Genomic DNA, 12,713 nt, shown 5'->3' on the forward strand with positions numbered 1-12,713 from the left:
GCTACGGAGGGCTCCCATGCAGACCAGCAGTCGACGATTCACCCGGACCGACGTCCTACGTCTGATCCCCCTGTTCGGCGTCGTCGCCGCCCTGCACGTGGCAGGCTTCGGACTGTTCGCCTATTACAACGCCCAACCCGCCTATCACAACCTGACCGACGGCCGCGGCCAGCTCGTCTTCGCCTCCGCCGCCGGGATCGTCTACCTGCTCGGCATGCGCCACGCCTTCGACGCCGACCACATCGCGGCCATCGACGACACCACCCGGCTCCTGCTGCAGAAGGGCCGGCCCTCGCAGGGCGTGGGGCTGTTCTTCTCGCTCGGCCACTCCACCGTCGTGCTGGCGTTGTCCGTGGCGGTCGCGTTCGCCACGCAGGCGGCCGTGCGGTTCCAGAGCTCGTTCGCCGACATCGGCGGCATCATCGGCACCACCGTCTCAGGCGCCTTCCTCTACCTGGTGGCCGGGCTGAACCTGGTCATCTTCGCCGGCATCTGGAAGATGTGGCGACAGGTACGCCACGGCGCCTACGAACCGGAGCGGCTCGAACGCCTGCTGGCCGAACGCGGCCTACTGAACCGCCTGCTCAAAGGCCGCTACACCCGGCTGATCAACGCCAGCTGGCACATCTACCCGGTCGGCCTGCTGTTCGGGCTCGGCTTCGACACCGCCACCCAGGTCGGCCTGATCGGCGTCTCCGCCGGAGCAGCCGCGGGCGGCCAACTCCCTCCGCTGGCCATCATCTCGCTACCGTTGATCTTCGCCGCAGGCATGTCGCTGTGGGACACCCTCGACGGCGCGTTCATGTCCCACGCCTACGACTGGGCCTTCAGCAACCCGCTCCGCAAGATCTACTACAACCTCTCCACCACCGGCCTGTCCATCTTCGTCGCCTTCGCCGTCGGCACCGTCGAACTGCTCGGCATCCTCGCCGACCAACTCGGCCTGGCCGACCGCCAGCCCTGGGCCGCTCTCGCCGCCATCGACCTCAACACCATCGGCTACGTGATCGTCGGCGCCTTCCTGCTGACCTGGCTGGGCAGCGTCGCGTACTGGAAGCTCGCCAAGCTCGAACAGCGCTACGCCCAAGCGGTGACCGCCGAAGCCGACTCCCGATGAACAGATCTACTATTCACGTGTAGTACTAATGTGGACACGGGGAACATCGCGCATACGGAAACCGGGACGGGGGAAGACGTCGTCCTCATCGGCGGGTCAGGCATGACCGCCGGTGTCTGAAACCTGCCGTTCAAGCCCTCGCGGAGCCGCTACGGACTGGCATCCGGCGAGCGCGAACACCGACGGGCATCCAAACGCACCGCTCATGGCGTACATGGGATCGGTATCGGACTTCAGCATCTGCGAACCGAACCTGTCCTTCTCTCTCGGTGACCGGAACCGAGTCCACACCCAGTACAGCGAGCCGACCGCCTACAACAGCTCGATGGGCATCATGGTGGCGTTCGGAGGTGGTTGAACGGGGCCGCGGGAGGCTCGGATCAGGGGGTACACCCCGGCGACAAGAACTACCCCCACCGCCACGAGCGCGATGCGAAGGCGCCGTTCCCCGGACATTGTCGAACCCTCCATCGAGATGAGACCGCCCGGGCGCGGGAGCGCGCCCGGGCAGGTCTTCGGCTGTCAGAGCCTGTCGGCGATCTTCTGGAGTTGTTCCACCTCGGCCTGCTGCGCGGTCTCGATGGTCTTGGCCAGTTCCTTGGCCTCCGGGTCGGAACCGTTGGCCTGCTCGGTCTTGGCCATGTCGATCGCACCCTTGTGGTGTTCGATCATCTGCTGGACGAACAGCTTGTCGAACGCCTTACCCTTGGCGGCCTCCAGCTTCTTCATGTCCTCCTCCGACATGACGCCCGGCATCGCGTGGCCCATTCCGCCCTCGGGTAGAGGCTTGCCCCAGTCGGTCAGCCAGCCCTTCATGGTCTGGATCTCCGGGTCCTGAGCCGCCTTGATCTTGGTAGCCAGCTCCTTGACCTCCGAATCGCCGGCACCCGTGGCGGCCATGTCGGCCATCTCGACGGCCTGCTCGTGGTGCGGAATCATCATCTGCGCGAACATCACGTCCGCGTCGTTGAACGTCGCTGACGCCGACGGCTGCGCGCTGGCCGAGGTGGCGGCCGGGGCGCTGCTGCTGGCCATTCCCCCATGTGTCGCCATGGAGTCGGCGTTGGAGTCGCCGCTGCTCCCGCAGGCGGTCAGCAGAGCGAGCGCGCCCCCGGCGACGATGTACGAAATCTTGTTCATGGTGGTGTGTTCTCTCGATGTGTTGGGACTGCCGGCCTGGTCGCGGACAGCCTCGGAGCCCGTCCGCGTGGGCGGCGGCCTATATGCGCAACATCGAAAGACGTGCCAGGCGCAAGGAGGTGGTCTTCGGCGGGGGTCTGGCGACCCGCTGGACAGATGAGGAGGACCGGGTGTTCGCGCTGGTACGGCGCCGGTCCTTGATCCAGGCGGCCAGCACCAGCACGATCACCAACGAGGTCAGGACGGCCAGGCACACGCTCGTCGGATCGAGCCCGGGCATACCCCCACCGGGCACGACCCCCTGGCTTCCCGAGGAAACAGACTCCCGCAGCATGACGGACGCATCGCCCGGCGAACCACCGTGCCTGCACTCGGCATGCCCCAGCGTGTGCATCCCGTATACGCCCAAGGCGAGGATGACGAGCAGGAAGCCGCGCACGACCCGCAACGCGAGACGCCGCTCCAGCACTCCCACCAGCCCTCTCCTCGGTGAACGGATACCTTCCGTGGCGCACCACTCTACTAACACACTTCGTAGTACGCCGATATGGAGAGGTACGGCGCGCAGCAGGCATCCGTTCACCGGAAGGAAGGTCAGACTGCGGTCAGTTCGTAGCCCGCCCCTTCGACGGCGTCGCGAACCAGGGCCTCCTCAGCGGTTCCAGCCACGGTGACCGTGCCGCTGGTGAGTCAACTTCGACGCCGGTGACCACGTCCACCTTGGAAATCTCCGTCCGCCGCAGGTCATTCGCTCACCTTGTACGTGCCGCTCATGACGTCTGTCTCCTCTTGGTGCAGATAACTAACCCCCGAGGGGCGCCTCCCTGGCCGGCCTGCGTGCCGTGCAGACGCTCAGGCGAGAAGGCTTCACCGGCGACATCACCCTGATCGGCGCCGAGCGCCAAGCCGGATGCCGGCCTCCCCTCCTTCGCCACCCATATGCACGGCGCCCGCAGCCAGACCGCCGGACTGCCGCACCTGGCTGACGAGAGCTGCCTGGTAACCGGGGAACCGGACGTGAACCGATTCGCGATCGCCTTCGCCAGGAGCGGCGTGCCCGTCGGCGCCGTGAATACCCCCAAGGACCTGATCCGCCTCCAGCGCGCCACAGTCGCGGCCGACCGCCTGGACGCTGTCGCGTGACCCAAGGCCGCTATCTACGATCCCCGGTAGCATGGGACTGACCGAAGGTGGAGAGGACTGTCCGATGGTGCGTGGCCTGGGAGAGCTGGAGTCCACGATCATGGATCGGATGTGGGCCATCAAGGCGCCCGCGTCGGTCAGGGACGTCCTCGAGCACCTGTTGAATGACCGCACCCTCGCCTACACGACCGTTATGACCGTGATGGACAAGCTCCACACCAAGGGCCTGCTCAAGCGAAAGCCGATTGGCCGGGCCTACATCTACGAGGCGGTGTCCTCGAAGGAGGCGTACACCGCCGACGTGATGCGCGAATCCCTGGGCAGGAGCGGCAACCAGGCGGCCACGCTGGTGCACTTCCTCGAAGGACTCAGCCCCGAGGAGGCGAGCGCGCTGGAGACGGCACTTCAGGTCTACCCGCGAGCAGGACGCCACTCATGACGGTGGCGGTCATCCTCGCGCTGTACGCCGTCTTCGCGGCCGTGGTGCTGCCGAGGGTGCTGGGGCGGGTTGGCTGGGCCGATCGCGCGCCGAGGCTGGCGATCGCGATGTGGCAGGCGGCGAGCGCATCGGTGGTCGCCTCGGCGTTGCTGGCCGCGTTCGCGGTGGCGGTGCCCGCCTCCGTGGTGGGGCACGGGCTGGCCGGGCTGTTCGAGGCGTGCGCCATGCTGCTCAACGACGGGGCCACGCTGAGCACCACCAGCACCCGGATCGGCCTCACGGTGGGCGGGCTGCTGCTGGCGCGACTCGCGTACATGGGCGGCGCGGTCTTGTTCGGCGCCCGCCGGGAACGACGGCGACACGCCGACGCGCTGGCTCTGCTGGGGCGGCACGACGTCGATCTCGGAGCGATGGTGGTCGACTACGAGCAGCGGCTGGCGTACTGCCTGCCCGGCCGGAACGGGCACGCGGTCATCACCACCGGGGCGCTGCGCTCGCTGGCACCCGAGCAGGTCGCGGCGGTGCTCGCACACGAGCAGGCGCACCTGAACGGACACCACCATCTGGTGCTGGCCGCCGCCGACACCTTGACGCGAGCCTTCCCGAGGGTGCCGCTGTTCGCGCGGGCCCGAACCGAGATCATCCGGCTGGTCGAGCTACTGGCCGACGACGTCGCGGCACGCCGCCACCCGCGCATCCACATCGCCGCCGCCCTCGTCCAGTTGGCGACGGGCAAGGTGCCCGCGTTCGCCCTCGGGGCCGGCGGTGCGACCGCCCTGGCTCGGGTACGTCGGATGCTCGGACCGCAAGCGCCGCTGGACCGGCGGGAACGCCTGGCCGGCCTGCTCGCGGTGACGCTGCTGCTCGCGGGTCCCGTGACCCTGGCCATGGTGCCGGGGGTGAGCGCGTTCCTCGCCCACCACTGCCATTCGCTCCTCGGTCTCTGACTTCACTACGATAGACCGTAGTAGTATCTGGCCATGCAACATGTGGGTCGGCGGCTGCTTTCGGCAGCCGCGCTGAGCTTCGCCTTGGTCGCGTGCGGACAGGCACCTCCAGAGCACGGCGGAACGAGCGGGTCCGATCTTGGGGTGGGCCACGTCCACGGAGTGGGCGTCGATCCGGCCGATGGCGCCCTGTACGTCGCCGGGCACTATGGGCTGTTCAAGGTCACCTCCCCGACCACCATCGCCCGCGTCGCCGACCGGAACCAGGACCACATGGGCTTCACGATCACCGGCCCCAAGACCTTCCTGGCCAGCGGCCATCCCGCCGCCGAGGACGTCTCATCGGATCGTCCGCCGCACCTCGGACTGATCCATTCCACCGACGCGGGGCTCACCTGGAAAACGATCTCGCAGGACGGCTCCGCCGACTTCCACTCCCTCCAACTCGCGGGCGAGAACCTGTACGCCTTCGACAGCCAGACCTCGAAGGTCTGGCGCAGCGCGGACGGCGGCGCCACCTGGACCCAAGGCACCGAAGAGAAGGTCCTCGACCTGGGCGTGAGCGCCGAGAAGCCCACCCGCCTGTACGCCACCACCCCGCAAGGACTGAAGGTGAGCGAGGACGGCGGCGTGAACTTCGTCGAGGTGCCGAACGCCCCGCTGCTCAGCCATGTGGACGTCCTGGCGACCGGCCTGATGGTGGGCGCAGGGGCCGACGGCCGCATCCACACCAGCCAGGACGACGGCAAGACCTGGACGACCGTCGGCAAGCTACCCGGCCAGGCCACCGCGTTCACCGCCGTGGACCGCCGGCGACTCCTGGCCGCACTGGAAGACGGCACCGTCCTTGAGTCCAAGGACGGCGGCAAGACGTTCACCACAGCCTTCGCCCCCGCGAACTAACCTGCCAGCGCATACGCCACAAGCCGGCCTGCCGCCCGCTCATGCGGCCATGCCCGGATGCCTGCCGGGTTGCTGCGCCGCCGACGGTCGCGGATCGCCGTCCACGCAGCCTGCGGGAGCTCCCCCGTAGCGGCAGAACCTCGGATGGGCGATCGGCTGCGACTGCCCATCCGACGTGACATGCCGATGGCTCCGAGCGGTGCTGCTCGGAGCCATCGGATGGGGGGTTACTTGAAGCGGCGCAGCCGCAGGCTGTTGCTGACCACGAAGACGCTGGAGAACGCCATCGCGGCTCCGGCGATCATCGGGTTGAGCAGCCCGAGCGCGGCCAGCGGCAGGGCGGCCACGTTGTAGGCGAACGCCCAGAACAGGTTGCCCTTGATGGTGGCCAGCGTGCGGCGGGACAGGCGCAGAGCGTCAGCGGCCACCCGCAGGTCGCCGCGGACCAGGGTCAGGTCGGAGGCCTCGATGGCGGCGTCGGTGCCGGTGCCCATCGCCAGCCCCAGGTCGGCCTGGGCCAGCGCGGCGGCGTCGTTGACGCCGTCGCCGACCATGGCCACGACCTTGCCCTCGGTCTGCAGCCGCTTGACCACGTCCACCTTGTCGGCGGGTAGCACCTCGGCGATCACCTCGTCGATGCCCACCTCGGCGGCCACCGTCCGGGCCACGGCCTCGTTGTCACCGGTCAAGAGGACCGGTGTGAGGCCGAGGCCGCGAAGCTGCGCGATGGCTTCCTTGCTGGTCGGCTTGACCACATCAGCGACCACGAGCACGGCGCGGGCCTCGCCGTCCCAGCCCACCGCCACCGCGGTGCGCCCGGCGGCCTGCTCGTCGGCCAGCTTGCGTTCCAGCTCGACGGGCAGGTGCTGCGACCATTCGGCCAGCAGCCTGGGGCGGCCGACCAGCACCGCGTGCCCGTCCACGATGCCCTGGACGCCGAGGCCTTCGACGTTGGCGAAGTCCTCGGGGGTGGGCAGGTCACCGATGCGGGCGGCGGCGCCCTTGGCGATGGCCTGGGCGATCGGGTGCTCGGAGGCGTGCTCCAGCGCTCCCGCCAGCCGCAGCACCTCGCTCTCGTCCTGACCTTCGGCCAGATGAACGCCGGTCAGCGTCATCTTGCCCTCGGTCACCGTGCCGGTCTTGTCCAGCACGATCGTGTCGATCCGGCGCGTGGACTCCAGCACCTCCGGTCCCTTGATCAGGATGCCCAGCTGGGCGCCGCGCCCGGTGCCGACCAGCAGCGCCGTCGGCGTGGCCAGGCCCAGCGCGCACGGGCAGGCGATGATCAGCACCGCCACCGCGGCGGTGAACGCCGCGCCCACGCCGTCACCGGTGCCCAGCCAGAACCCGAGGGTGCCGATGGCCAGGGCGATCACGATCGGCACGAAGATGCCGGAGATCCGATCGGCCAGCCGCTGGACCTGTGCCTTGCCCGTCTGCGCGTCCTCCACCAGCTTGGCCATCTGGGCCAGTTGGGTGTCGGCGCCGACTCTGGTCGCGCGGATGATCAGGCGGCCGCCGGCGTTGACGGTGGCGCCGGTGACGGCGTCGCCGACCCCGACCTCGACCGGCACGGATTCGCCGGTCAGCATGGAGGCGTCAACCGCTGAGGTGCCCTCTTCGATCATCCCGTCGGTGGCGATCTTCTCGCCGGGTCGCACCACGAACCGGTCCCCGACCTGAAGCTGGTCGCTGGGGACGCGGGTCTCGACGCCGTCGCGCAGTACCGCGACGTCCTTGGCTCCCAGTTCCAGCAGGGCCCGCAACGCGGCGCCGGCGCGGCGCTTGGAACGGGCCTCGAAGTAGCGCCCGGCCAGGATGAACGCGGTGACCCCCGCTGCGGCTTCGAGGTAGATGTTGCCGGAGCCGTCGGTGCGCTCGATGGTGAAGGCGAACGGGTGCGTCATGCCGGGCGTGCCCGCGATGCCGAAGAACAGCGCCCACAGCGACCAGCCCAGCGCAGCGATGGTGCCGATCGAGATCAGCGTGTCCATCGTGGCGGCGCCGTGCCGCAGGTTGGTCCAGGCGGCCTTGTGGAACGGCCAGCCCGCGTAGACCACCACCGGCGCGGCCAGCGTCAGCGACAGCCACTGCCAGTTGGTGAACTGCAGCGGCGGGATCATCGCCATCGCGATCACCGGCACCGCCAGCACCACCGAGGTGATGAGACGGCTGCGTAGCGGACGCAGTTCGTCCTGCGCCTCTTCCTCGGCCGTCGCCGTCTCGCTCCTGGGCGGCGCGGGCAGGGCGGCGCTGTAGCCGGCCTTCTCGACTTCGCTGATCAGCGTCTGAGGGTCGAGGTCGTCGGAAAAGGTGACCTTCGCCTTCTCCGTCGCGTAGTTGACCGTGGCCGTGACGCCGTCCAGCTTGTTCAGCTTGCGCTCGATCCGGTTGGCGCACGACGCGCAGGTCATGCCGCCGATCAAGAGTTCGACCGCGTTGAGCGGACGGTCATCAGTGATAGAAGACATCACCGTTCTCCTTCCTGTCTCGATCAGTGGCCGTGCGTGTCTTCGGCGGCCGGAGTGCCCGCCGTCGCGGGTGCCGCCTCGGCGGTGAAGTCGGCGGTACGGACCTTGTCCTGGTGCTGGAAGTCCAGGAACAGCCGGTAGTCACCACCGGAGGGCACCTCGGCGTAGAAGGTGATCTCCGGCCCCGCCTTCTCGCCGGCCTCGGGGTGTACGTGCAGGTAGGCCAGGTCCTTGGCGCGCAGTGCGACCAGATGGCCGTACGCGCCCAGGTACGGCTGCAGGTCGGTGACCGGCTTGCCGTCCTTGCTGACCTTGAGGGTGAGCTTGCTGGCCTTGCCCGGAAGCAGGTCCCCTTCGAGGGTGACCGTGTAGCCGTCGACCGTCGCCGTACGGCTGACCGGAGGCAACGCCTTCGGCTGGTAGGCGCCTGCGACGGACAGATCGGTGCCGAGGGTCAGCCCGCTGCCGCCGGTGGGGGCGAAATCGGCGAACGCACGGTAGGCGCCCGCCTCGGGCAGCGTCAGCTTGACCGACCAGACACCGCCCCCTGCCTCGACCGGGTGCAGGTGCTGGAAACTCGTCAGATCCCGGGACGCGACGATGAAGTGCAGCTTCTTGTCGTGCTCCACCTGGTAATCAGTCACCGGCCTGCCATCGGGACCGATCACGGTGAATTGGAAATCGGTGGGCTCGCCCGGCTTGATCGCCGTGGTGAGCGCGTTGAGGGTGTAGCCGTTTTCGGACACTTGGAGCCCCCCAGGGGTATCACTCTTCGCCTGCTCGGCAGGCATCGCCATTGCGGCGTGGTCCTCGGCCGGTGGGGCGCCGATCGGGCCCACCACCTTGCCCGCGCCCAGGGCGCCGCCGAAGACGACGGCGAGCCCGAGGACGTAGGAGCCGAGTTTGGCGGCGGTATTCATGACCCGCTCACCACCTCGTAGCCGGCCTCCTCGACAGCGGCGGCGATCTTCGCCGCGCCAACCGGGCCGTCACTGGCAACGGTCAGCAGGCCACTGGCCAGGTCCACCTCGACGTTCGTCACGCCGGGCACCTCGCCGACCTCTTCCTTGACCGAGCTGACGCAGTGTCCGCAGGTCATGCCCTTAACGGTGTAAGTAGCGGTGCTCATATCAATGTCTCCTTCAACGCGGTCAAGAACGGACGAGCCTGGCGATGGCATCGGAGGCTTCCTTGACCTTGGCGTCCGCCTCGGGGCCGCCCTTCAGAGTGGCCTCGGCAACACAGTGGGCCAGGTGCTCCTCCAGCAGCGACAGGGAGAACGACTTCAGCGCGCTGGTCGCCGCCGACACCTGGGTCAGGATGTCGATGCAGTACTTGTCCTCGTCGACCATCCGTTGCAGGCCGCGGATCTGCCCTTCGACGCGACGCAGCCGCGTCGCGTGATCCTGCTTGCTGTTGCTGTATCCGGCCATGTCCAGCCTCCCGTCGGGTGCGTCGCCGAGAACAACACCATACCCCCCTACCGTATTCCAGCCGAACCTCGGAATGTTGAAATGCCACACGTGATCCGCAAACCAGGCGTGCTCGAAGGGCCCGCCGAAGCCTCCCGGCGACACTCGAGGCGGCGCTGGACAGCACGGGCAGCCCGCCCTCGACCGCGACCCGACGGCGCCGAGATGCGGTGCTCGACACGACGACAAGTCCTGGACCGGAAATACTATGCACAATAGGCGGTGGCACTATTCTGGAGGCATGAGCCGAGCACATCGCATGGTCTTGCGACTAGTGTTGCTCGTAGCTTTGGTGCTCGGCGTTGTGGCGATGCACTCGCTGGGCCATCTCAGCGAACCCGGCATGTCCATCGACACCCACCATTCCTCCATGCAGGCCACCAGCCTCTCCCACACCGGACAGCCTCCTGCCGGCGACCACGCCACCATGGCGGGCTGGGTGTGCTTGGCGATCATCGGCATGGGTGTGCTCCTGCTCTGCCTGGAGTCGCGCGGTCGCCGCACCTCCAGCGCACCCTCCCGTACCGGCCGCTGGTTGCGGCTCTGGTCACAGGTTCTGCGCGACCCACCGCCGACTCGCACGGTCGTGTTGCGGATCTAGAGCGTCCCCGGACCAGCTCTCGATCCCTTCCCTGTACGACCTTCCAAGCGAGGCATCACCATGACCATCGATCGACGCACCCTGCTCAAAACCGGCCTCGGCCTGCTCGGCGGGGCCGCCCTCACAGCCTGCAGCGGCAATGAGAGCCGTACCTCCTCCCCCTCCTTCGTCACCCCGACCGGGACTCAGGTGCGCGCCGCCGAGCAGGCCCGCCGCCCGGGCGCTGTCAGGGATTTCCGCCTGGTCGCCGCCGAGACCCAGGCCGACCTCGGCGGCCTGACCGTACGGACCTGGGCGTACGACGGCCGCATCCCCGGCACCCCGATCCGGGTGAACGTCGGCGAGACAGTACGCGCCCGCCTGGACAACCGACTTCCCGCTGACACCAGCATCCACTGGCACGGCCTGGCGCTGCGCAACGACGCCGACGGCGTGCCCGGCGTCACCCAGCAGCCGGTCAAGACCGGTGCCGGGTACGTCTACGAGTTCACCGCACCCGACCCGGGCACGTACTGGTTCCACCCGCACTCCGGCACCCAGCTCGACCGTGGCCTGTACGCGCCGATGATCGTCGAGGATCCACGCGAGCCGCTCGGCTACGACGAGGAGTGGGTCGTCGTCCTCGACGACTGGCTCGACGGCGTCACCGGAACTCCAGAGGACGTCCTGGCCGAGCTCTCCCGAGGCATGGGCGGCATGAACCACGGCGGCATGATGGGCGACGGCGCGTCCCCCAGCCCATCGCCCAGCTCATCGCCAGGCAAGGGCGGCCACATGCTGATGGGCGCGAGGAGCCCGCTGCTCGGCGGCGACGCGGGCGACGTCCGCTACCCGCACTTCCTGCTCAACGGCCGCCTCCCCACCCAGCCGGAGACCTTCACCGCCAAGCCCGGCACCCGGCTGCGCATCCGCCTGATCAACGCCGGCGGCGACACCGCCTTCCGCGTCGCCCTGGCCGAACACCGCCTGACCGTCACCCACACCGACGGCTTCCCCGTACGGCACACCGACACGCAGGCACTGCTCATCGGCATGGGCGAGCGCTACGACGTGCTCGTCACCCTCAAGGACGGCGTCTTCCCCCTGGTCGCGCTGGCCGAAGGCAAGAACGCCACCGCCCGCGCCCTCATCCGTACCAGCGAACAGTCCCGGGCCCCACGCGCGGACCAGCGCCCTCGCGAACTCGACGGCACGGTGATCCGCTATGCCGACCTCCGGGCAGACGATTCCGCGCGGCTGCCGTCCAAGCAGCCGGACCGCACCGTCAAGCTGGAGCTCACCGGCGGCATGATGGCCTACGACTGGGCGATCAACGGCCGCAAGTACGACCCAAAGATCATCACACCGATTCGCTCCGGGGAACGGGTGCGCCTGTCCTTCGTCAATCGCACCACGATGTGGCACCCCATGCACCTGCACGGTCACACCTTCGCCCTGCAGAGCGGTGCCCGCAAGGACACCGCGATCGTCCTGCCGAACAGCACCCTCGACGTCGACTTCCAGGCCGGCAACCCGGGCATCTGGATGATCCATTGCCACAACGTCTACCACGCCGAGTCCGGCATGATGACGTTGCTCGGCTACGAGCAAACCTGACCGAGCTACCGTGCTGTCCCCTGGGCAGGCTTCAAGCGACAGACCGTCTCGTGGACCTGCCCCAGGCGGCGGCCGCCGGCCAATGGGACCGCGAAGGAGTGATCGGCGTACGGGAGTCGTCGCCGAGACCGATGGTCAAGATCCGCGCTAGAAGAGGACCACGCCGGACGGCTCCCTCTAGTGGACGTCAAGCCGCACCTGATCGAGTCCGCACACACCGAACAGGTCCGGGAAGCGACCCGTCTCCTGCAGGAGCACCACAAAGCTTGATCAGGATTGGCGGCGGCTGCGGTAGGCGGCGGTCTTGGCGCGGGCCGTACACGCCGTGCTGCAGTAGCGGCGGGAGGCGTTGCGGGTCAGGTCGATATAGACCGCCTCGCACTGGTGCGCCTCGCATATCCCGAAGCGGTCGGGGCCGTAGCCGTCCACGATGAGGGCCAGCGCCGTGGCGAACTCGCCGCCGAGGGCCTCCACCTGAGTACCGAACGAACCGTGGAAGTGCAGGTGGAACGGCTGGCCGACGTCCTCGACCAGGTACGGTTGCGCCCCGTACTTGCGGATCATCGCGTTGATGCGGGCGGCCTGGTCCGCCGGACGCTCGGCCAGCAGCGCATGCCGCAACTCGGTGGCCAGCTCGGCCAGACGCTCCCCCGCGTCCGGAACAGCGCGCAGGGCCGCGCTCGTACGGTCGCCGAACTGGGCGGCGAACGCCGTCGCCAGGTCCTCTCCCGACAGCGGCTTCACCGAGCCGCCACCCCGCGAGCGCGTCGTGGCCAGATTGACCAGCTCAGCGATCAGCGGAGCCTGCCGAGTCACGTTACAGGCTATCTCCACTTGACCAGTAACACCTTTCCTTGTGTTATAGGCGTAATCGAGTTAGATAG

Annotated in this window: 15 protein-coding genes; 8 read left to right on the top strand and 7 right to left on the bottom strand. The window is 68.4% G+C overall.

All coding sequences use genetic code 11. The annotated features are described in order from the left end of the window. Nucleotides 1-16 precede the first annotated feature (16 nt). Both ACGFNP_RS03940 and ACGFNP_RS03945 read left to right on the top strand, forming a co-directional pair. Nucleotides 17-1,117, top strand: a complete 1,101-nt coding sequence (locus ACGFNP_RS03940) for a HoxN/HupN/NixA family nickel/cobalt transporter (RefSeq protein ID WP_393314491.1) — start codon at nucleotides 17-19, stop codon at nucleotides 1,115-1,117. A gap of 214 nt (nucleotides 1,118-1,331) precedes the next feature. Beyond that, nucleotides 1,332-1,475 carry a hypothetical protein gene (locus tag ACGFNP_RS03945; RefSeq protein ID WP_393314494.1) on the top strand — a complete coding sequence of 48 codons (144 nt, stop codon included), beginning with the start codon at nucleotides 1,332-1,334 and terminating at the stop codon, nucleotides 1,473-1,475. Between the two features lie 164 nt (nucleotides 1,476-1,639). Here ACGFNP_RS03945 and ACGFNP_RS03950 read toward each other — a convergent pair whose 3' ends face one another. Then, nucleotides 1,640-2,257, bottom strand: coding sequence for a DUF305 domain-containing protein (locus ACGFNP_RS03950; RefSeq protein WP_393314497.1), 618 nt, complete (start codon nucleotides 2,255-2,257; stop codon nucleotides 1,640-1,642). A gap of 79 nt (nucleotides 2,258-2,336) precedes the next feature. Beyond that, the gene (locus tag ACGFNP_RS03955; protein ID WP_393314500.1) at nucleotides 2,337-2,732 is read right to left on the bottom strand and encodes a DUF6153 family protein; all 396 of its coding nucleotides are present in this window, start codon (nucleotides 2,730-2,732) and stop codon (nucleotides 2,337-2,339) included. A 542-nt stretch (nucleotides 2,733-3,274) separates the two neighbouring features. Here ACGFNP_RS03955 and ACGFNP_RS03960 point away from each other — a divergent pair. The 4 genes from ACGFNP_RS03960 to ACGFNP_RS03975 all read left to right on the top strand — a co-directional run bounded on the left by ACGFNP_RS03960 (nucleotide 3,275) and on the right by ACGFNP_RS03975 (nucleotide 5,689). Next, a complete protein-coding gene (locus ACGFNP_RS03960; protein WP_393314503.1) occupies nucleotides 3,275-3,400 on the top strand; it encodes a hypothetical protein in 126 nt (41 codons plus the stop codon). Between the two features lie 64 nt (nucleotides 3,401-3,464). After that, nucleotides 3,465-3,839 carry a BlaI/MecI/CopY family transcriptional regulator gene (locus ACGFNP_RS03965; RefSeq protein WP_393314506.1) on the top strand — a complete coding sequence of 125 codons (375 nt, stop codon included), beginning with the start codon at nucleotides 3,465-3,467 and terminating at the stop codon, nucleotides 3,837-3,839. Further along, on the top strand, nucleotides 3,836-4,786 hold the full coding sequence (locus ACGFNP_RS03970; protein WP_393314509.1) for a M56 family metallopeptidase: 951 nt from the start codon (nucleotides 3,836-3,838) through the stop codon (nucleotides 4,784-4,786). Before ACGFNP_RS03965 ends, ACGFNP_RS03970 begins: the two co-directional genes overlap by 4 nt. A gap of 33 nt (nucleotides 4,787-4,819) precedes the next feature. Further along, nucleotides 4,820-5,689 carry a F510_1955 family glycosylhydrolase gene (locus tag ACGFNP_RS03975; RefSeq protein WP_393314512.1) on the top strand — a complete coding sequence of 290 codons (870 nt, stop codon included), beginning with the start codon at nucleotides 4,820-4,822 and terminating at the stop codon, nucleotides 5,687-5,689. 227 nt (nucleotides 5,690-5,916) lie between these two features. On the opposite strand, the gene ACGFNP_RS03980 is transcribed toward ACGFNP_RS03975, so the two are convergent. Genes ACGFNP_RS03980 through ACGFNP_RS03995 form a run of 4 tightly spaced genes read right to left on the bottom strand, consistent with a single transcriptional unit; the run spans nucleotide 5,917 to nucleotide 9,593 of the window. Further along, the gene (locus ACGFNP_RS03980; RefSeq protein ID WP_393314515.1) at nucleotides 5,917-8,160 is read right to left on the bottom strand and encodes a heavy metal translocating P-type ATPase; all 2,244 of its coding nucleotides are present in this window, start codon (nucleotides 8,158-8,160) and stop codon (nucleotides 5,917-5,919) included. Between the two features lie 23 nt (nucleotides 8,161-8,183). Continuing rightward, nucleotides 8,184-9,080 carry a hypothetical protein gene (locus ACGFNP_RS03985; RefSeq protein ID WP_393314518.1) on the bottom strand — a complete coding sequence of 299 codons (897 nt, stop codon included), beginning with the start codon at nucleotides 9,078-9,080 and terminating at the stop codon, nucleotides 8,184-8,186. Beyond that, entirely contained in the window at nucleotides 9,077-9,289 is a 213-nt protein-coding gene (locus ACGFNP_RS03990) for a heavy-metal-associated domain-containing protein (RefSeq protein WP_393314521.1), read from the bottom strand. The genes ACGFNP_RS03985 and ACGFNP_RS03990 overlap by 4 nt, the downstream gene beginning before the upstream one ends. A gap of 22 nt (nucleotides 9,290-9,311) precedes the next feature. Then, nucleotides 9,312-9,593 (bottom strand): metal-sensitive transcriptional regulator, encoded by a 282-nt coding sequence (locus tag ACGFNP_RS03995; RefSeq protein ID WP_358329727.1) that lies wholly within the window; start codon nucleotides 9,591-9,593, stop codon nucleotides 9,312-9,314. Between the two features lie 280 nt (nucleotides 9,594-9,873). On the opposite strand from ACGFNP_RS03995, the gene ACGFNP_RS04000 reads away from it, so the two are divergent. Next, nucleotides 9,874-10,233 carry a DUF6153 family protein gene (locus tag ACGFNP_RS04000; RefSeq protein WP_393314524.1) on the top strand — a complete coding sequence of 120 codons (360 nt, stop codon included), beginning with the start codon at nucleotides 9,874-9,876 and terminating at the stop codon, nucleotides 10,231-10,233. 60 nt (nucleotides 10,234-10,293) lie between these two features. Further along, a complete protein-coding gene (locus ACGFNP_RS04005; RefSeq protein WP_393314527.1) occupies nucleotides 10,294-11,829 on the top strand; it encodes a multicopper oxidase family protein in 1,536 nt (511 codons plus the stop codon). A gap of 270 nt (nucleotides 11,830-12,099) precedes the next feature. Here the strand turns inward: ACGFNP_RS04005 and ACGFNP_RS04010 are convergent, their stop codons facing one another. Continuing rightward, nucleotides 12,100-12,645, bottom strand: coding sequence for a CGNR zinc finger domain-containing protein (locus ACGFNP_RS04010; RefSeq protein ID WP_393314530.1), 546 nt, complete (start codon nucleotides 12,643-12,645; stop codon nucleotides 12,100-12,102). Nucleotides 12,646-12,713: the final 68 nt, after the last annotated feature.

It is taken from the genome of Nonomuraea sp. NPDC049269, assembly GCF_043197155.1.
Taxonomy (GTDB): domain Bacteria; phylum Actinomycetota; class Actinomycetes; order Streptosporangiales; family Streptosporangiaceae; genus Nonomuraea.

Bases quoted from the DNA above. Each gene is read 5' to 3' on its own strand.
- ACGFNP_RS04000 (WP_393314524.1), top strand. From the start codon at position 9,874: ATGAGCCGAGCACATCGCATGGTCTTGCGACTAGTGTTGCTCGTAGCT.
- ACGFNP_RS03940 (WP_393314491.1), top strand. From the start codon at position 17: ATGCAGACCAGCAGTCGACGATTCACCCGGACCGACGTCCTACGTCTG.
- ACGFNP_RS03965 (WP_393314506.1), top strand. From the start codon at position 3,465: ATGGTGCGTGGCCTGGGAGAGCTGGAGTCCACGATCATGGATCGGATG.
- ACGFNP_RS03985 (WP_393314518.1), bottom strand. From the start codon at position 9,080: ATGAATACCGCCGCCAAACTCGGCTCCTACGTCCTCGGGCTCGCCGTC.
- ACGFNP_RS03945 (WP_393314494.1), top strand. From the start codon at position 1,332: ATGGGATCGGTATCGGACTTCAGCATCTGCGAACCGAACCTGTCCTTC.
- ACGFNP_RS04005 (WP_393314527.1), top strand. From the start codon at position 10,294: ATGACCATCGATCGACGCACCCTGCTCAAAACCGGCCTCGGCCTGCTC.
- ACGFNP_RS03970 (WP_393314509.1), top strand. From the start codon at position 3,836: ATGACGGTGGCGGTCATCCTCGCGCTGTACGCCGTCTTCGCGGCCGTG.
- ACGFNP_RS03950 (WP_393314497.1), bottom strand. From the start codon at position 2,257: ATGAACAAGATTTCGTACATCGTCGCCGGGGGCGCGCTCGCTCTGCTG.
- ACGFNP_RS03975 (WP_393314512.1), top strand. From the start codon at position 4,820: ATGCAACATGTGGGTCGGCGGCTGCTTTCGGCAGCCGCGCTGAGCTTC.
- ACGFNP_RS03990 (WP_393314521.1), bottom strand. From the start codon at position 9,289: ATGAGCACCGCTACTTACACCGTTAAGGGCATGACCTGCGGACACTGC.
- ACGFNP_RS03995 (WP_358329727.1), bottom strand. From the start codon at position 9,593: ATGGCCGGATACAGCAACAGCAAGCAGGATCACGCGACGCGGCTGCGT.
- ACGFNP_RS03980 (WP_393314515.1), bottom strand. From the start codon at position 8,160: ATGTCTTCTATCACTGATGACCGTCCGCTCAACGCGGTCGAACTCTTG.